Annotated in this window: 17 protein-coding genes and 1 tRNA gene; 11 read left to right on the forward strand and 7 right to left on the reverse strand. The window is 59.2% G+C overall.

Translation table 11 applies throughout. The features are described 5' to 3' along the window. Positions 1-41: 41 nt before the first annotated feature. From Q1V57_RS03760 to thrC, 3 genes are read left to right on the forward strand one after another with little or no spacing between them, the layout of a single operon-like run. Positions 42-1,832, forward strand: coding sequence for a homoserine dehydrogenase (locus Q1V57_RS03760; RefSeq protein WP_300527688.1), 1,791 nt, complete (start codon positions 42-44; stop codon positions 1,830-1,832). After that, positions 1,829-2,770, forward strand: coding sequence for a homoserine kinase (locus Q1V57_RS03765; RefSeq protein ID WP_300527690.1), 942 nt, complete (start codon positions 1,829-1,831; stop codon positions 2,768-2,770). Before Q1V57_RS03760 ends, Q1V57_RS03765 begins: the two co-directional genes overlap by 4 nt. Further along, a complete protein-coding gene (gene thrC, locus Q1V57_RS03770) occupies positions 2,767-4,038 on the forward strand; it encodes a threonine synthase (RefSeq protein ID WP_300527691.1) in 1,272 nt (423 codons plus the stop codon). The genes Q1V57_RS03765 and thrC overlap by 4 nt, the downstream gene beginning before the upstream one ends. A 146-nt stretch (positions 4,039-4,184) precedes the next feature. Here thrC and Q1V57_RS03775 read toward each other — a convergent pair whose 3' ends face one another. The 4 genes from Q1V57_RS03775 to Q1V57_RS03790 form a co-directional block, all read right to left on the reverse strand. Further along, entirely contained in the window at positions 4,185-4,628 is a 444-nt protein-coding gene (locus Q1V57_RS03775) for a hypothetical protein (RefSeq protein WP_300527692.1), read from the reverse strand. 182 nt (positions 4,629-4,810) lie between these two features. Continuing rightward, positions 4,811-5,497: an RluA family pseudouridine synthase gene (locus tag Q1V57_RS03780; protein WP_300527694.1), complete on the reverse strand. Its 687-nt coding sequence runs from the start codon at positions 5,495-5,497 to the stop codon at positions 4,811-4,813. A 79-nt stretch (positions 5,498-5,576) separates the two neighbouring features. Next, positions 5,577-6,089 (reverse strand): curlin-associated protein, encoded by a 513-nt coding sequence (locus Q1V57_RS03785; RefSeq protein WP_300527695.1) that lies wholly within the window; start codon positions 6,087-6,089, stop codon positions 5,577-5,579. A 199-nt stretch (positions 6,090-6,288) separates the two neighbouring features. Next, the gene (locus Q1V57_RS03790) at positions 6,289-6,837 is read right to left on the reverse strand and encodes a hypothetical protein (protein ID WP_300527697.1); all 549 of its coding nucleotides are present in this window, start codon (positions 6,835-6,837) and stop codon (positions 6,289-6,291) included. Between the two features lie 543 nt (positions 6,838-7,380). Between Q1V57_RS03790 and Q1V57_RS03795 the strand changes: the two genes are divergently transcribed. From Q1V57_RS03795 to Q1V57_RS03815, 5 genes are all read left to right on the forward strand, one after another. Continuing rightward, a complete protein-coding gene (locus Q1V57_RS03795; RefSeq protein WP_300527698.1) occupies positions 7,381-8,583 on the forward strand; it encodes a site-specific integrase in 1,203 nt (400 codons plus the stop codon). Next, positions 8,583-9,329 carry a hypothetical protein gene (locus Q1V57_RS03800; protein ID WP_300527699.1) on the forward strand — a complete coding sequence of 249 codons (747 nt, stop codon included), beginning with the start codon at positions 8,583-8,585 and terminating at the stop codon, positions 9,327-9,329. The genes Q1V57_RS03795 and Q1V57_RS03800 overlap by 1 nt, the downstream gene beginning before the upstream one ends. A 118-nt stretch (positions 9,330-9,447) precedes the next feature. Continuing rightward, positions 9,448-9,675, forward strand: a complete 228-nt coding sequence (locus Q1V57_RS03805; RefSeq protein WP_300527701.1) for a hypothetical protein — start codon at positions 9,448-9,450, stop codon at positions 9,673-9,675. Positions 9,676-9,851: 176 nt separating this feature from the next. Further along, on the forward strand, positions 9,852-10,208 hold the full coding sequence (locus Q1V57_RS03810; RefSeq protein WP_300527702.1) for a DUF736 domain-containing protein: 357 nt from the start codon (positions 9,852-9,854) through the stop codon (positions 10,206-10,208). A 65-nt stretch (positions 10,209-10,273) separates the two neighbouring features. Continuing rightward, on the forward strand, positions 10,274-11,416 hold the full coding sequence (locus Q1V57_RS03815; protein WP_300527704.1) for a replication initiation factor domain-containing protein: 1,143 nt from the start codon (positions 10,274-10,276) through the stop codon (positions 11,414-11,416). A 58-nt stretch (positions 11,417-11,474) separates the two neighbouring features. Here Q1V57_RS03815 and Q1V57_RS03820 read toward each other — a convergent pair whose 3' ends face one another. Beyond that, positions 11,475-13,508 carry a DUF4238 domain-containing protein gene (locus Q1V57_RS03820; protein WP_300527705.1) on the reverse strand — a complete coding sequence of 678 codons (2,034 nt, stop codon included), beginning with the start codon at positions 13,506-13,508 and terminating at the stop codon, positions 11,475-11,477. Positions 13,509-13,700: 192 nt separating this feature from the next. Here Q1V57_RS03820 and Q1V57_RS03825 point away from each other — a divergent pair, with 192 nt between their 5' ends. Together Q1V57_RS03825 and Q1V57_RS03830 are read left to right on the forward strand one after the other, a co-directional pair. Further along, a complete protein-coding gene (locus Q1V57_RS03825; RefSeq protein ID WP_300527707.1) occupies positions 13,701-14,153 on the forward strand; it encodes a hypothetical protein in 453 nt (150 codons plus the stop codon). A gap of 574 nt (positions 14,154-14,727) precedes the next feature. Then, positions 14,728-15,306 carry a hypothetical protein gene (locus Q1V57_RS03830; protein WP_300527708.1) on the forward strand — a complete coding sequence of 193 codons (579 nt, stop codon included), beginning with the start codon at positions 14,728-14,730 and terminating at the stop codon, positions 15,304-15,306. A gap of 4 nt (positions 15,307-15,310) precedes the next feature. Here the strand turns inward: Q1V57_RS03830 and Q1V57_RS15885 are convergent, their stop codons facing one another. Together Q1V57_RS15885 and Q1V57_RS03835 are read right to left on the reverse strand one after the other, a co-directional pair. Further along, complete coding sequence (locus tag Q1V57_RS15885; protein WP_366145065.1) at positions 15,311-15,937, reverse strand: thermonuclease family protein; 627 nt, start codon at positions 15,935-15,937, stop codon at positions 15,311-15,313. 215 nt (positions 15,938-16,152) lie between these two features. Then, a tRNA-Met gene (locus Q1V57_RS03835) sits at positions 16,153-16,229 on the reverse strand. Positions 16,230-16,445: 216 nt separating this feature from the next. Here Q1V57_RS03835 and Q1V57_RS03840 point away from each other — a divergent pair. Beyond that, positions 16,446-16,907, forward strand: coding sequence for a hypothetical protein (locus tag Q1V57_RS03840; RefSeq protein ID WP_300527709.1), 462 nt, complete (start codon positions 16,446-16,448; stop codon positions 16,905-16,907). Positions 16,908-17,038: the final 131 nt, after the last annotated feature.

Here is a 17,038-nt window from a genome sequence, read left to right on the forward strand (position 1 = left end):
CGCCCAACGCCAGCAAACGCCAAACTCGAAGGAATAGACCCGTGAACGCTCTCAGCCCGCAACGCAGCCAGCATCGCATCTGCGTCCTCAAATTCGGATCTTCGGTCCTGCGTGACCATCATGACTATGCACGCATCGCGCATGAGATTTACCGCCATGTCCGCGAGGGTGAGAAAGTCGTCGCGGTTGTTTCGGCCCTGGACGGCGAGACCGATGCCCTGTTTGGCCTTGGCGAAGATGTTGGCGCGGGCGCTCATGATGCCCTGCTGGCGCGGCTGGTGCGTTGTGGCGAACTCAAATCCGCCGCCTTGCTCGGGCTGGCGCTGGAGCGGACGGGTGTGGCGTGTCAGGTGTTTGACCCCCATGAAATGGGTTTGCGGGCGGAAGGGGCGCCGCTCGACGCCAATCTGGCAGGGCTGGACGCGGCCAAGGTGTTTGCTCATCTCGACCAGCACGATGTTATCGTCGCCCCCGGGTTCTTTGGCGAAGGCGATCACGGGCCCTCTACGCTCGGCCGCGGCGGAACGGATTTGACGGCGGTGATGTTCGCCAGCTGGCTCGGCGCCGACCGGGCCCGTCTCATCAAGGACGTTGACGGCGTCTATTCCGATGATCCGGCTAAGGTCGCCAACGCCAAGCGTTTCGACCAGCTCGATTATGCCCAGGCAGCACAGGTCAGCCGCGGCCTGGTCCAGGAAAAGGCGATCCATGCCGCGCAATCCCTCGGTGTGGTTATTGAGGTTGCCGCCCTGGGCCGGGCCTATGCGACGCGGATCGCCACCGTGGAGGCCCGCCCGGGCCGCGTGCACGAGGCCGAACCGCTGCGCGTCGCCGTGCTCGGTCATGGCTCGGTCGGTCAGGGGGTGTGCGCACACCTGCTCGCCCATCCCGGCCGGTTTCAGCTCAACCCGGTCCTGGTTCGCGATCCCGGCAAACACATCCAGGCCAGCCCGCATCCAGAGTTGAGGTTCACCGACGATCCGCTGGCCGCCCTCGGCGAGCGCCCCGATATTGTCGTCGAGACCATCGGCGGTACGGGCCTGGCCCGTGCGCTGTCCCAGAGTGTCCTGCGTGAGGGCGCGCATCTGGTCTCGGCCAACAAGGCGGTCATCGCCAAGGACTTCGAACTCCTCCATGCGCTGGCCAGTGCCGGCGGTCAGCATTTGCGCTACTCCGCTGCGGTTGGCGGCGGCGCCCCTGTCCTGGAGGCCATCGACCGGCTCGGCCCCAACAAGGATATCGGCGCCATTGAAGGCGTCATGAACGGCACCTGTAACTTCATTTTCGGCCAGCTCGATGACGGCATCGCCCTGGATGACGCCATCAAGGAAGCCCAGGCCAAGGGTTTTGCCGAGGCCGATCCGAGCACCGATATCGACGGCTATGATGCCGCCGACAAACTCTCCATCCTGTGCTGGCACGCCTTCGGTGCCCGGGTCGATGTTCGCGATATCGAGCGGGACACGCTGCGCGCCCTCGCCCCGGAACGGATCGCTGCGGCCCGCGAGGATGGTTTGGTATTCAAGCAGATTGGCCGCGCCGACATCGCCGAGGACGGTCAGATCCGGGCCCGGGTGGAGATCCGCGCCCTGCCCCAGAGCCATCCCTTTGCCAGCCTGAAAAACGAAGCCAATGGCTTTCTTATCCGCCGGCCGCGCGAGACCGGTTGGGTCGCCGGCAAGGGGGCCGGACGCTGGCCGACCGCAGAGGCAGTGTTTGCCGACATCATGGATATCCAGCGCGCCGTCAGCGGCGCCGGGCTCGAGCCCTCGACAATCCCGTCCATTTTGGCCAAGTCTGAGGCAGAGCTTATGGGAGACGCCTCGGCATGAGGACAGGCCAGACGGTCCGCGCTACGGCGCCGGCCAGTATCGGTAATCTGGCGGTCGGGTTCGACGTACTCGGCCTCGCCTTTGACGCTGCCCGCGATACCGTTGTGGCGCATCGCAGTGATGCCCAGGGTGCCCGGCTCGGCGACGTCACCGGATTGGTCTCCAGCCTGCCGGCGGCTGTGGAGCAGAATTGCGCGCTCGCCGCCGCCCAAGCCGTTCTCGATGCTGCCAGAGCCGATTTCGGGGTCGTTCTGGATATTGACAAGGGCGTGCCCCTGAGCGCCGGCATGGGCGGCTCTGCGGCCTCTGCGGTAGCCGCAGCCGGCGCGGTCAATGCGCTTCTTCCCGAGCCGTTTGATAACGAGACGCTCTTGCCCCTGGCCATGGAAGGCGAGCGCGTCTCCGCTGATCCACCGCCCTGGGATAATGTCATGGCCAGCCTGTATGGCGGCCTCGTCCTTGCCGCGCGGCTAGACCCGCCGCTGATCCGCCCCCTGCCACTGCCGCAGGGCCTGTCCTGCCTGCTCTGGCACCCCGACCGCAAAATCGAAACCCAGGCCGCGCGCGACCTGCTGGCCGAGACGGTCGCGTTGCACACCGCCGTCGAGCATGCCCGCAATATGGCCAGCTTCATTGCCGCCTGCCACAGCGGAGATCTCGACCTGTTTGGTTCCGGATTGCGCGATATTCTGATCGAGCCGCAGCGCTTGCCGCTGCTGCCCGAACTCGCAGCCTTGCAGGCCGCAGCGCTTGAAGCCGGCGCACTGGGATGTTCCTTCTCCGGCTCCGGCCCGTCCGTTTTCGCCCTTATGCCTGACGCCCGCTTCGAGGCCGTCAGAGCTGCGATGCAGCATGTCTTCGATGCCGAGCAACTGACGGCGACGTCCTATACCGCGCCGCTGGTCTCGGCCGGCCTCAAAGTGGAGCCGGTGCAGTGATCTATGTCAGCACCCGCCAGGCCAGCGCTCCGGTCGATGCCGCCGCCGCCATTCGCGCCGGTGCAGCTCCGGATGGCGGTTTGTACATGCCGGCAGCCCTGCCTGTGCTCGACATTGAGCAATTCGACCCGGCCCGACCGCTAGCGCAGACCGCAGCTGATATCCTCGCCCCCTTCCTGGCCGGCAGCCCGCTTGAGGGTGAAGCCCGAGCCATGGCGGCAGACGCTTTCAATTTTCTGCTGAAGAGCGTGGATCTGGGCCAGTTAAGCGTATTGGAGCTGTTTCACGGCCCGACCGGCGCATTCAAGGATTTCGGGGCCCGCTTCCTGTTTCGCTGTCTCGACCGGATCGCCGGCGCCGACGCACCGGTCAGCGTGCTGGCCGCCACCTCGGGTGACACGGGTGGCGCGGTGGGGTGTGCAGCGGAAGGCCGGGCCCATGCCCGCGCCGTGATCCTGTTTCCCAAAGGGCGGATCTCCGCGTTTCAGGAACACCAGCTGTGCTGTTGGCGTGCACCGGTCCGAGCCCTGCGCGTCGACGGTGATTTCGATGCCTGCCAGACCTTGGTCAAACAGGCCTTCGCCGATCCGCAGCTGAGCGCCCGGCATGGCCTGACCTCCGCCAATTCCATCTCCATCGGCCGGCTTTTGCCCCAGGTCTGCTATTGGGCCCACGCCGCGCTCGGACATGCGGCGCAAGCCGGGCAGGCCCCCGGTCTGATCATTCCGAGCGGCAATCTGGGGAATGCGCTGGCGGCTCTGATCGCGCGCAATCTCGGCTTTCCCGTCGGACCCGTTGTGCTCGCCACCAACGCCAATGCCACGCTCGCCGATTGGGCACGGCATGGCGTCTTCGAGCCGCGGGCCTCAATCGCGACCCTCGCCAATGCCATGGATGTCGGCGCGCCGAGCAATTTTGAACGATTGGGCGCCCTGCCCGACCGGGCGATCCATTCCGTTGCATCCGTTCATGACGACGACATCCGCGCCACCATCCGTCGATGGCATGGCGAAACCGGCTATATCGCCTGCCCGCACACGGCCACCGGGCTGGCGGCCTTTGACCGGCTGGATGCAGATGCACAAAAAGAGCGCCCCTGGATCGTCGCCGCGACGGCGCATCCCTTCAAATTCGCTGACGCGGTCGAGCCCGTCATCAATGCTGAAATCGCTGCGCCGGACAATCTCGCCGGCGTTCTGGAGCGACCGGTCGAGGTCACCGATATCCGGGCGGACCTCACCGAGCTGGCGGCAGCCCTGGCGCATTGAGTTGCTCAAGCTGGCCCTGGCAGGCCCGTAAGAGCGCAGCATTATATTCGGCATCGGCCCGGTACACGCCCGCGGCCTGGCGCCAGTCCCGGCCCAGCCGCATCGGCTCCGGGTCGCGCGGCGAGCGCCGGCAGGCCGGCGGGGTTTCACTGCGGATCTTTGTGCTCAACTGCTGCAACTGCACGACCGGGTTCGACACCGGGACCGGGGACGGCGAAGGCGGCGTTGAACACGCGGACATCATCGTCAGAAGCAGGACAGGCATGCGTCGGGTCATAGGTTTCTCCCAGGCGTTTGAGCGCCAGCTGGGTGGATTGGGCTGCGTCCTCGAAGGCTTGTACGGCAGCGGCGTCAAAGCTGCGCCGGAGCGCGAGCTCCTCCTCAATGCGCGTGATCAGTGCGGAGACCTCAAAGCGCTCGGCAGCACGCTGGCGGCGCAACAAGGCCAGCTCCGCGCGGGTTTCGAGTTCGCGCTGAGCGTCGACCCCATCGCCCCGCCCCTTGAGATAGGCAGGCGCCGCCATCAATATTGCCCCAGCCAGGGCACCACCGATCCAGGACAATGAGGGGAATAAAGGCAATCGCAGCATGAGACAGGGCTTCCGTTGACGCTCCGGGAAGCATAGCGCCGCGCTGAACGGTGGGGATAAGCCCAGCGGCGCCCTTGCCCATTGGCCCATATCTCAGGCCAAAACAGCTCCGCTTCCTGCGTGTCGAAAATGGGGATTGATGCTGTGAGGGGCTTGCTCGCAAGAACGCGCCGGCATTGGGGCTAAAACGGCACAGTGCTTTCAAACACCATGGCTTCACCACCGACCGGATGCCTTAGCTCCAGCCTGCAGGCGTGCAGACATAAACGCGTGCTCGCCGCCAGCGCGGCGTCATCGGCATAGAGATTATCGCCCAGGATCGGATGGCCCAGGCTGAGCATATGCACCCGCAATTGGTGCGAACGCCCGGTCATCGGCGCCAGCGCGACGCGCGTCTGAGCGGCGGCTCGCTCAAGCACCCACCAGCGCGTCAGAGCCGCCTTGCCACGCTCATGATCGATCATCTGCTTGGGGCGATTGGGCCAATCGGTAATCAGCGGTGCTTCGACCTCTCCCGTATCAGCACTCATCGCGCCGGACACCAGTGCCTGATAGGTTTTGCGGGTCTGACGCTTTTCAAACTGCAGGCCGAGATGGCGATGCGCTTCGGCATTACGCGCCATGATGATGACACCGGATGTATCCATATCGAGCCGGTGCACGATCCGCGCATCAGCATAGACTTCCCGTGCTCGCGCCTCGAGGCAATCAGCATGGGCCTCAGGCTTTCCCCGCACGGTGAGCAAGCCGGAGGGCTTGTCGAGAACCAGGATATGATCATCGGCATGGATAACCGGCAACGGCCCCGCCGGCGGCGGGTCATACACAAAGGCGCGGGGCCCCGGATCGGTGTTCTCGTCGACGCTCATCACACCGCCCTAGATACACAAAACCCGCCAGGCGGAAAGCCTGGCGGATTTAATGGGCTGGCAAAAGTGACCAACCGACCTAGTGATCGCCCTGGATGATCAGCGTCACATTGCCATTGCCGCTCTGGCGGATGGAGGCCGCATGACCGTCGCCGACCTGGATGATACCGGCGCCATTATTGGACCCGAACTGGTCCGTCACAGCGCTGTTATTGCGCCCCATCTGCGACACGCCGACAATATTGCGGTTGCCGGTCTGGCGGCTATAGCTGAAGTTGGAGAGCCCGTCCTGGCCGACCACGGCGTCATTATCGCGGCCATACTGGTCGACATGGGACTCGTTGAAATATCCGTTCTGGCCCACCGTGGTGCCATTGCGCGCCCCGTCCTGGATCACCGTGACATACTGGCGGCCGCCGCGCTGACGGATCACCATGCGCTGGGCATGCCCGCCTTGGCGGCCGGCGATTTCATTCTGATAGCCCTGCTGCTGAACACTGACGCGATTGCGTGACTGGGCCTCTGCCGGTGCAACCACACCAAGGACAGAAATGGCGGCAATGGCACTGGCGATAGCGAAACGCATATTCATGTACTTACTCCGTTACTGTGTGCCCGACGCCCGATGCATCAAAGGCAGGAACAGGTTTAAACCAGCCCGGATGAGCGCTTGCTGAGGCCGGTATTCAGGCAGCCGCCAGCTAGCTGAACGCTGCATGGACAGGCCCGCAGAACGAAAAAGGCCCGGCGGTTGGCCGGGCCTTTCAAGGCGCAAGGGCGGGTGTGCCGCGCTAGAAGCGCAACATTGGCCGCCGTGCAGGGGACTGGGCCCGCGAAGGCAGCTGAGCCGAGGCCTGCGGCGAAGCCTGGGCCGTCGGGAAGGGTTCGCCGCGGCCATTGAAAATCCCGACGTCCCGGGTCTGGCAGATCTCGCGGCCGCGACGGTCGAAGACCCGCAGCTCGCCGCGATAATCAATCAGATGACCATGGGTCCGGGCCGGGGCATTGCGGCTGTGCAGGAAGTTACCCGGAATCATTTGCGGGTGACGCATGAAGGTCATCAAGATCCGGTCATTCCCGGCGCCAAGGCTGAACGGCCCGCTGGCATCGATCAGGACTTCACTGTCGGGCACATTTTCCTGCAGCGAGAAGGAATAATAGCCCGCCTGCACTGCCGTCGTACGCACGCGCACCGAAGTGCCCACCGGCATTTCACGCACCTCGATCTGGCAGGCCTGGGACTGAGGCTGGAACTGGGCCTCTCCCGCAGCAGCCAATGACAGGCTCGCCGCTGCGACGGCCAGAAGGTTTATTCCGCTTGTCTTCAAGCTACGCATCATACTCCACTCCCTACTCGGGCGAGCACCAAAGCCCGCGATCGATGCAAGACTGCGCCATGCAGGCTGAGCCGGGCCTGAGTGTGTGGTTCAACCGGGGTTAATCTGAGAGTGTCGAGGGCCAAGACCGGAGCGGACACAAAGATAAACCCGCCAGCGGGTTCTTATTGGGTGCGGGGGTAGGATTGTACTCCGCGCTTTCAGCGCTCCGCCGGCCTTGGCCCTTTTTCGCCGGGCTCCCGCCCGGCTGGGCCGGCGGCTGAACCTACTTTTTCGCAGCTTCAAAACATCTGCCTCGGGCCAACAAAAAAAGCCCCCCGTTCGGGAGGCTTTTGTTTTGGGTGCGGGGGTAGGATTTGAACCTACGACCTTCAGGTTATGAGAGAATTCCGGGGGCTGTCACGCGATGACGCCGAGCGTCGCCATGCCGCCATTTATCACTTATTTTCAAGATGTTGCGTTGACACGAATGACTCTGAGCGTCACCGTGACCACCCTGTGAAACGCTCCCAACTGCTTCCTATATGCTTCCAAATTTTTGACGCCATGAAATCGATCACGAAACGTTCCGTTGACGCCCTCACCCCGAAAGACCGCGAATTCTTCGTCTGGGATCGCCAGATTCCCGGCTTCGGCGTGCGCGTCTCCCCGAAAGGCCGGAAGGTCTATGTGGTCCAGTATCGAAATGGCGGACGCACCCGCCGCATGAGCCTCGGCGTTCACGGCGCGATCACGCCGGATCAGGCGCGCGACCTCGCACGTCAGCGCCTGGGCGAAGTGGCCAGCGGCGAAGACCCGTCCGGGCAGGTTCAACGCGAGCGCCGCGCGCCCAACATCAACGCCTTGTGTGATCGCTTCCTGGACGAATACGTCCCGCTTCGCTGCAAGCCGACCACCGCGCGCGAATATCGCCGCGCCTGCGATCTGTTCATTCGGCCCAAACTCGGCACGCATCGCATCCAGGACGTAACCCGTCCCGACGTGGCCGAGCTTCATCACAATTTGCGCAACAAACCCTATCAGGCGAACCGCGTTCTCGGCGTGCTCTCCAAGATGTTCAACCTCGCGGAAGTCTGGGGATTGCGGCCCGACGGGTCTAATCCGACACGACACGTGCAAAAGTACCCAGAGCGCAAACGCGAGCGTTTCCTTTCACCTGAAGAGATCGAAACCCTGTGGCAGACCCTCGAACACGTGGTTACACGTGGCGATGAGACGGTTCATGTCGCCGCCGCGTTCAAGCTTTTGCTGCTCACCGGATGCCGCCTATCCGAAATCCAGACCATGAAGTGGTCCTACATACGCGGAAACACGCTGTGGCTTCCCGACGCCAAGACCGGTCCTCGACGTGTCATCCTAAGCGCGTCCGCCCTGCAATTGATCGCGGACTTGCCGAGCGTTGATGGAAATCCCTACGTGATCGTCGGCGCTATAGATGGCCAGCATGTCACCGATCTCCAAAAACCTTGGCGACGCATCCGCAAGGAAGCCAAGCTTGAAGACGTGCGCATCCATGATCTTCGGCACACCTACGCCTCGCTCGCGGCAATGGCCGGGCATTCCCTTCATATGATCGGCAAGCTTCTCGGTCACACGCAGGCGCAGACCACCGCTCGTTATGCGCACCTGGCCGACGCTGTGACGCGTCGCGCTGCCGATGAGGTCGACGGGCTGATTTCCGGCTTTCTCGGCCCCTCCGGCGAATCGAGCGAGAGCAACGTAACTCCTATTCGAAGTGATATTGCCTAATGAACAAACAGCAGATTGCCGCCGCTCTCATTCGCGAGCGTTTCCAACATGCTGGTGTTGCCCTTCCATCCACGCCAGAAATTGAAGCCATAGCGGAGAAGTACGGCGTACCCGCCGAGCTTCACTTCGAATCCCGCCTGCTTAATTGGGCGGACGCTTATCACCGTGCCGATATCCACCAGGACCAACGCCCGTCTTCCTCTCGAATGCGTACCGAGGCGAAAGCGATCCAGTCCGCAGCGAAGCGGCTCTCACGCTTACTCAAAGACACGCCACCGCACGCGCTCAATGCCGTTTCCGCGATTTGGATCGAAGAAGACGACACAGACACAACGACCGCGAAAGAGACCGGGGTGCTCGATCAATTGGTAGAGCACCCCAATCGCTACACCATCGATCTCGCGAAGCTACGATCCAGCCTCGCCGTCCTGATCGAAGGAGCGCAGCAAACTATCGACGGAGCGTCCTATCTGATCAATGAGAGGAAGCTGCATCCACGCGGAAGACCGACGCGTGCGAAAGGTCCCGACGCTATCGCAATTGCAGTCGAAAACGTGAGGCGGTTTTGGCATCGAGACTTAGGCCGGGATTTCTCGTGTCGACTGACCGAGGACCGATTTAAACCAGGCAATGAAGCGACCGCTTTCACTTTCGAAGTCGTTCGGTCTATCGCCCCGAAGGCAACGATTTCCAACATCGAAACAGCGATGCAACACGCGATTTCTGAAGCCCGTTCAGCGGGTTAGTCCGCGTGGATTTTTTGAAAATTTTTTCATCGAATTACCCACGGGACATTCCGCAGCGCTCCTAACAGTCTCTCTTCATCACCAGGCACACGGTGTGCCGGAACGATTGGAGAGACCAATGAATCAAATTGATGCGAAAGACCCGCGCGCTCTGGTCGACGAGCGCGCCGCTGCAAACTTCCTCTGCCTGTCAGAACGCACGTTGCGCAATTGGCGCACTCGCGGCAACGGCCCGAAATTCGTGAAAATCTCTACGCGCTGCATTCGTTATCGCGTCCAAGACCTGCTCGACTGGTCAGACAAGCGAACCCGCCGCTCGACATCTGACCTCGGCATTTTCCACTAACCAGTTTTTGCCCTGGCGGGGCTGACCCCACCGTCAGGGATTTTTGGAGAGCATCGCTCCCGAAAAGGGGCCGGAGATCGCTCCGGCCCCGACGGGAGAGCTTTATCCGCTCTCCAAAAAAGAAAGGGGTCTCAGCGCGAAGCGCGCACTTCAATAAACTCAGAAAGGAACTTCTCATGTCGAAAATCGGCATTTTGAACCCGACCGGCCCCGGCGATTTTTGGTCCGACCTTCGCGGAAAAATCCGTACTCTCAATTTCAAAGCGGATATCCGCGTGGAAGCCATCCGCGATCCCAACGCAAGCCCCGACGCTCCGTCGCACCGCGTCTATGTTCGCGATGCGGAAGGCGATCAGATGGAGCTTGGCAGCGCCTGGTCTCGCACGCTCAATCGCGGCCCCAACGCGGGCGGCACATTCCTCTCCGTCACCCTCGACGACCCGAGTCTTCCCCATCCGCTCAACTTCGCCGTCTTCAAGGACGGTGATGATGCCGTCGCCACTTGGCGGCGTCGCCAGGAACAATCCGCTTAGAACGCCAGAGGTCCTAGAGAGGGGTCCTTGTATCACCCCTCTCTGGGCATACACGAGCACTCAAAATGACTGCCCCCATACTTCTTCACGCCGGTTTTGACGGCCTTGACCTTTCCTACAACACGCAGATAGGTCCCGACCTCCACAACGCGCTATGCGCCGCAAAAGCGGTCGCCGCCGAGGAGAGGCGAGCGCAGCCGGCAACGTTCGCAGGACATGGCTTTCTGGTCGAAGGTCACGGCGCAAGAGGCGGCTATACATTTGTGGTGAACACTGGCGAGCTCGGGGCGCTCTGGTGGTTCAAAGAGCCTCGCTCAACGCAAGACCCTTGGGGCGTTCGCGTTTCTTGCCGTGCCCTCCCCCTCGCAGTGCACGGGCTCGAAGCAGTCAAAAAAAGCCTGGATGATTTTCTGACCGATCTAGGGATCGTCTTCACCGAGGTGGATCGTCGGATTTCTCGGATCGATTACGCAATCGATTTCCTCGCGCCTGGCTTCGAGATTCAGCCTGAAAATTTCGTTTGTCATGCACGACGGTCAAAAGCCTTAGACGGCGAATTTTCAGCCGATCAGCGCGGAACGAAATACAATGGCATCCGCATCGGAAAGATGCCAAACGCTCAGATATGCATCTACGACAAACGTCGCGAGGTGATCGATAAGCGAAAGTCTTTTTGGTGGGAAATTTGGGCCAGAAGGGCTCAAGCGAACGGCGTTAAGCTTTCAAAGGCATCTGAAATCTGGCGCTTCGAATTTCGGGCGGGTCGGGATGCTATTACGAAGTGTCTGAAGCGGAAGACATGGGAGGCTTTTGCGAATGATCCGCCTCTGCTTTTTCAAAAGATCGCTCACCAAACGCGCTTAGCTGAGCCACATTCAGATCAGAACCGGGCACGCTGGCCAAATTCGACACTTTGGGACCATTGCCAGAAGACGATTGACGAAATCAGCGTTGCCTTCAATCTTGAGTATGACGTCGATCAGATCGCAAAGCAATTGCACTCCGAGTATCTTAGAACGTTGGAAAAGCAAACCGTTGGCCTGATCGTGTCACAAGCCTGTGCGTACGGAATTGGTGCAAAGGACATCCCAGTGATGCTTGAACAGGTCGGACTTGATGTCAGCGAAGCGCTCGCGGCGAAAGGGGACGATGTGATAGAATATTTTGCGCGACGCGCTGCAGCCGTTCGTTCGAAATTTCGAACCTAAGCGGCTCGTCCCGTTCGAAATAACCCCTCAAACCCTAAAGCGAGCTAACGGCCATGGGCTAATCACCAGGCTGCCACCATTGCACCCAAAGCCCCTCATCTTCGAGCCGCACCCATATAAGCAACGCCATTAAGAGGCGATCTAGATGGTCCAACATGGGATCAGTAGATGGATTAGGAATGTACGGAAGGGCATCAAACTGCTCCTGTAAGTCGCTGCGAAATAAAAGAAACCAGTCGAACAGGTCCGCTTCTCTCAATGCGTCAACCAAGGCTGAGGGAGGTGAAAACTCTGTTCCCACCGCATCCAAGAATCCTGCAATTCGGGCGGACAAGTGACCCAAGTTAATCGCGTGTCCCAACCCCGGATGAAACACATCGGACGGATCAGTGACCTCGCCTGAAGTTAGCAGCGCCACCATCCCCTCGACAGCCTCGGTGAGATATCGAGAATACGTGTCCACTTCACTCTCTAGGTGATCCTCCCCACCCAGCCCAGCAGCCAAACGCTGTGAAAAATAACAATCGAGTGGGCAGAAGTTATACCTGGAAAGGGCTCTGCGAAGGTCGCTATCGATGTGATCCTCGGGAGCCTGGGTATATCGTGCGCGGAAATCCGTCAGAATGACTGGACCGAGTGCGCCCGCAACAGCTTGTATGCCGAAGTTCATGCTTTGCTCATCAAGCAGCATCCTGCCAAAGCTGCTATGAATGATGGGGTGTGATTTCGTAATTCCATCGACTTCAAACGTCTGTGTTACAGAACTAGTTATATAGTGCTCTTCTTGATTTGACGGCAGCGTGGGCTCGCAATTGTGCTCATCAGCAAATGCGCGCGCCGAATGGAAAAGATCATCTGTAAAGGTGATCCCATCTAGCCCGTTCAATGGAAAGTATTTGTGATACGCACGAGCAACCATCGCCGCAGAGTTTGCAATATCGTGCGCTTCTTCCTTGTCGCCCCCCCCGTGGAAGGCCACCGGTATGCTTGGGATAGTGTCCGTGGCGATTTCAATTGGCGGATTGGCTAACTGCGGCGTGGGCGGTGAAAGCAATCCCGACTTCGCCTCGTCCACGAACTGCTGAACCACATCGAGTGTTCCCGATCCGATGCGCGCATAGTCAGCAGGTGTCTTTTGCCCAAGCGTGGGCGCTAGTACAAACTCGGAAGCTAAGCGCATGGCTTGCTGAGCATAGGTTTCAGCGTTCCATTCAAAGCCGTCGCCTTTGTGGGCAACAAGTACGCGACGGGAAGATACCGGAAAAATGAATGCGCCCTGGTCGCGGGAATTGTTAAGCAGCGCGGGGCTCCAGTTTCCATTCCTATCAACTGCCAATCCGATACAATCCGGTAGAATGATTGAGGGCGAGTCCGAATTAATAATTTCCCACTCAAGCCCTGCAAACTCTTCCGTTCGTTTTGAAGGCGCCAGGTCTCGACGCAATGCTTTAAGGTGTGCTTCTCTGGCTATGTCCAAGCCGTTCTGATCCAAGTATTCACGAAAAGGTTCGAAAGACGTCTCAACCGACGCTAGCAAAGTGTCCGCCTTCTCTCGCAACACTCGTCGTACTATGCGCTGCAGAACGTGCGTAGGCACATTGAGTGTAGTCGCTACGTTATTATGGGCGAGCTCTCGCAGTAGGCCGGTTTCTAACGCTTCGTGCATTCTGCCATCAGCGCCAAAAAGTTGAGCTTTCAGAAACTCGGGTTCGGATACCGTCTCTACAATGTCGTTGAACAAGTTAGATTGTAGCTCATACATGGCTACGCGTAGGTGCTTCGCTCTAAGCAACAAGTGAGCAAGTAGGCGTGCAGCGTTGCTACTCAATTGATCGTCTAGCTTAGCCACGCTCCGCAGTGCTTCCGCCGTATCAATTAGTGAGCGCTCATAAACCGTTATGCGATCATCGTCCTCGCTAGTTCCGTCCGGGCCTGGAGCCCCATAGAAATCTCGCTGTGCGGCGAGATTAGTCATGTTTACGAGCTTAGGCTCACCTGCCTGTGTCAAACGCCAAAGATGAGTTGGTTTTTCTGGCGCGCCAAAGCCCTTGAGGAAAAATCTGGGGATGAAGTGGTGCTTCCTGCCAGCCATACTCTCATTCCACGATCAATAGCTTCAAACCAAACTTATAAACTTCGAATGAGCGCCCTTTGGATCGGCGATCACCGCTCGTTAGTCCTCACCACTTCGGCCTACGCCAACTAACGCGCTTAAGCGGTACCAGCGTTCCTTGTTCATGGCAGCCAAGTGACATAAGCTCAAGCCACAATCAGGGGTGGACGAATGACTGACCGCACTAAAGAAATGACGACTTTCGAAGGAAACGATGATAGCTCGGTTCCCGCCAACCAGATCGATCTTGGCACATCTCAGGTGGTCGATCTAACAGGTCTCTCCGAGGACCAGGCTTCTGAACTTCGACGGCAATACGCTTCCGGAATGATCGACATTCATCGAAAAGCACAGGAGCTTAAAGTTGACGTCGGCGCACTAGAAGCTGGCCTGAGCACCTTCAATGACCAAGCAACCAGGGCATCAGAAGCGGGTCATAGCGCGACTATAACCCACACGCAGACAACGGCCGCGGGCCGGACAGAGGTGGTAATTGGGAACACTGAACGCGCGGCATCAGGAAAAATTTCTCGTTCGGCCGCGGGCCAAGCAGATATCACGGTTTGGCTAGCCGCGATTGGAGCCGGCGCGGCCATAGTGATCGCCCTGATCGCCTTTAATTGATGTTTCGTCGTCAGATTAAATGCCGGTCAGAAGAAGAAGCGCGAAGTGCGCTCCGGCAGTTTCAGCAAGAAGTCCAGCAAATTCGCCTTTCTGAGGCTGAGCGGGATATGCTGAACGAACAAGTCGAGTTGACGCTTCAGCAATTCATCAACCAATTGTCGAGCGATTTAACTCGCCTCATTCGTATCGAGCGGACTTTTACCGGTCAGGGGTACGCTGTCACTGTGGCGGCCACGAACGCTCCGCAACCCTGGCTCACTCGTCTTTGGTCGCTAATCGCTGGAAAGCGATAATGTCCCGATACACCCGAAAACGCCCACCGACCTCGCGAAAGCGATCCGCTAAACCCCGATACCCGTCGTATGGTTCGGAGCGCGCGAGACAGCACATCCGGGAAGCTGACGCTTTTTCAGCAGAAATGGGCGGACTAGACCGAGACGTAAAAGAGTATTTCTTCAATCTCCCGGAGAAGGAGCTAAATCAGGTTCTGAGGGACTACGGTCGGCAATATGGCCCTGAGAAGGAGGAATACGCACGATCAGCTTACCGTCGTTGGAGAACCGGAACTACGAAGATGTCTGGGTTGGTTGCGAAGCGTTTGTTCGCTTTTCTTCCTCCGAGAATGCCGATTAGGACGAAGTACCAGCTTGCAGGAAATGTTTGGCGACATTTCGGCCCATCGTCCCGAAACTACTTCCGAGTGGGCCCTGACACGCCGCAGCAGCTAGTTCTAAACGAAGTCCTCGCGCGGCTAGATGCAGTAGTAACCCCATATAACACCCCTCAGAATGTTCAGCGGCGCTTTGATTGGCTCGCAGGAGCGGATGTCGAGCTTCAGGAGAAGCTACTCAACCATTTTAGGGAGGAGGAGAAGAAGCTAGCGCTCGAAAAAATCTCGCTGGAATTACCGATGCTTCAGAACCAGGTGCGCGAACATCCAGATACGACAGCAGTCGCCCGGTCCACCCTCCAGGTTAATAAGCACGAAATCCAAATCCGCGTGGAAGCCCAGCTTTTAGATCAATTCAAAGAAGGGGCGCCCGATCAATCGCGGTTCTCGCCGCGCGCCTCCACCGATTCAAACTGGGGCCTCATATTTTTCGTCGGCTTCATCGTGCTAGCAATTTTGGCCTCAATGGGCGCCTTCGATTGACCCTCTAACCGAGGCTTTCACACGCTATCCCATCCCCATCCCGGTCGAGACGGTGGGGGTCACCGGGACCAGCAGCTTCGAAAAATGCTTGAGCTTCACGCCAGCTTTCAAAGTCACCACAATTACGGTCGCTGCCTTTGACCGGATTGGCTAGCGGCAAAGCTGACTCTAGGCGCTCACCTCTACGCCACCGCCAAGGCTCTATGAAATTCCCCTGCCACACTCCCACTCGTTCCAAACGCGCCCTATCTTCGTCGTGCACGTAATCAAGCGAATATCGCCTATACGAGAGTGCGTGCCCCTCGCTCACCATTGCCCTGTTTAATTCGACACCATTCGAAAAACAGATTCCGATCAGCCTTCCATAGCGATCCTCGCCGCTCACTAGGCAGCGGGTTGGGTGTCGGTTGATTAGCCTGGAAAGAAAGTGCGCCGCCTGTTGGCCGCACCTGTATCTATTCCCGGCTTCATCGAGGCAAGATTGCCCGCTCTCTGGTGCATCGACACCGTGCAAGCGGATGCGTTGGCCATTTAGCTCTAGAGTGTCGCCGTCCACCACGGAAGCGACCCCAACGGCCTCAGCTTGCGTCAATGTCACCAAAGACAGAGCGAGGAGAGTAATCATCGGCATCTTCCCTGCGAAACGAGACGGATCACGACCTTAAGCCCAATTCGTTCGATAGAATACCTAAAGTCGATTCACCGAACAGGATGATTTGGCGACTGCGGTAAGCTTTGCCCTGGCTGCAACAACCCACCTGCTTCCAATATGCTTCCAAATCCGAAATCGCCACCTTGCGCCCAAAACAAAAAACCCGCCAACTCATTGAGTTAGCGGGTTTATTTTGGGTGCGGGGGTAGGATTTGAACCTACGACCTTCAGGTTATGAGCCTGACGAGCTACCGGGCTGCTCCACCCCGCATCAAGAGGTGTCCCAAGGCGCTGTGTGCGCCGGAAGGAGCGCGTATGTAGGATGTGTGCCGGGCGCCGTCAACACTCAAGCTGCGGTTTCAGCCTTTGCTCTGCAGCGCGTCGATAGGCCTGGACCCATTAAGCTTTTCTCCCTGGGCTTTGCAGCCGGCCCGGTGTCGGGCAAGCTGGACACTCACACGGCCTGACAGCCCGGGATGATAAAGACATGGCTAAACCCCACCAAGAGCGCGCAATACTGCACACGCTCCTGCCTGCCGCCCTCCTCGTACTCGCCACAGCCCTGCCTGGGGCCACAGCACAATGGGATGATCCGCGCCTTGTTGGCCGCTGGTATGGCCATGATTATCACCGCGACCAGGATCGTTATTACCAGCGCATCGCCGAGCGCACGCCTGACGGACGCTTCATCCTGGAATTCCGTCGCTATGAACAATGCCAGCTGATCGAACAACAGACGATCAGCGGTACCTGGTGGGTGAATGGCGACTTCTGGGGCACCCAGGCCGATCTCGTCGACGGTTATGCCACGCGGCTGGAAAACACTTACATCCTCACAAGCTATGACGGCACCCATACCACCTATCGCCATCCCTCCACCGGCAATGAATTCACCTATGAGCGTGTCGATCCGGAATTCGAATTCCCGGCCTGTGACTTGATGATGTAGCCGTGCAAGGGCGTGTTTTCGCTTGGCCAGTCCGTGAACGACAAAACCCCCGCTGAGTTATCAGCGGGGGTTTTTGTTTTGATTGGAGAGGGTTGATCTAGCGTGCAGACCGGGCAGCGACCTACTCTCCC

Source organism: Maricaulis sp. (assembly GCF_030149425.1).
Classification (GTDB): Bacteria; Pseudomonadota; Alphaproteobacteria; order Caulobacterales; family Maricaulaceae; genus Maricaulis.

Coding starts and splice junctions, on each gene's coding strand:
- Q1V57_RS03815 (WP_300527704.1), top strand. CDS start 10,274: ATGACTGCCCCCATACTTCTTCACGCCGGTTTTGACGGCCTTGACCTT.
- Q1V57_RS15885 (WP_366145065.1), bottom strand. CDS start 15,937: ATGCCGATGATTACTCTCCTCGCTCTGTCTTTGGTGACATTGACGCAA.
- Q1V57_RS03825 (WP_300527707.1), top strand. CDS start 13,701: ATGACTGACCGCACTAAAGAAATGACGACTTTCGAAGGAAACGATGAT.
- Q1V57_RS03790 (WP_300527697.1), bottom strand. CDS start 6,837: ATGATGCGTAGCTTGAAGACAAGCGGAATAAACCTTCTGGCCGTCGCA.
- Q1V57_RS03820 (WP_300527705.1), bottom strand. CDS start 13,508: ATGGCTGGCAGGAAGCACCACTTCATCCCCAGATTTTTCCTCAAGGGC.
- Q1V57_RS03840 (WP_300527709.1), top strand. CDS start 16,446: ATGGCTAAACCCCACCAAGAGCGCGCAATACTGCACACGCTCCTGCCT.
- Q1V57_RS03800 (WP_300527699.1), top strand. CDS start 8,583: ATGAACAAACAGCAGATTGCCGCCGCTCTCATTCGCGAGCGTTTCCAA.
- Q1V57_RS03810 (WP_300527702.1), top strand. CDS start 9,852: ATGTCGAAAATCGGCATTTTGAACCCGACCGGCCCCGGCGATTTTTGG.
- Q1V57_RS03795 (WP_300527698.1), top strand. CDS start 7,381: ATGAAATCGATCACGAAACGTTCCGTTGACGCCCTCACCCCGAAAGAC.
- Q1V57_RS03765 (WP_300527690.1), top strand. CDS start 1,829: ATGAGGACAGGCCAGACGGTCCGCGCTACGGCGCCGGCCAGTATCGGT.
- Q1V57_RS03805 (WP_300527701.1), top strand. CDS start 9,448: ATGAATCAAATTGATGCGAAAGACCCGCGCGCTCTGGTCGACGAGCGC.
- Q1V57_RS03775 (WP_300527692.1), bottom strand. CDS start 4,628: ATGCTGCGATTGCCTTTATTCCCCTCATTGTCCTGGATCGGTGGTGCC.
- Q1V57_RS03830 (WP_300527708.1), top strand. CDS start 14,728: ATGTCTGGGTTGGTTGCGAAGCGTTTGTTCGCTTTTCTTCCTCCGAGA.
- Q1V57_RS03785 (WP_300527695.1), bottom strand. CDS start 6,089: ATGAATATGCGTTTCGCTATCGCCAGTGCCATTGCCGCCATTTCTGTC.
- Q1V57_RS03780 (WP_300527694.1), bottom strand. CDS start 5,497: ATGAGCGTCGACGAGAACACCGATCCGGGGCCCCGCGCCTTTGTGTAT.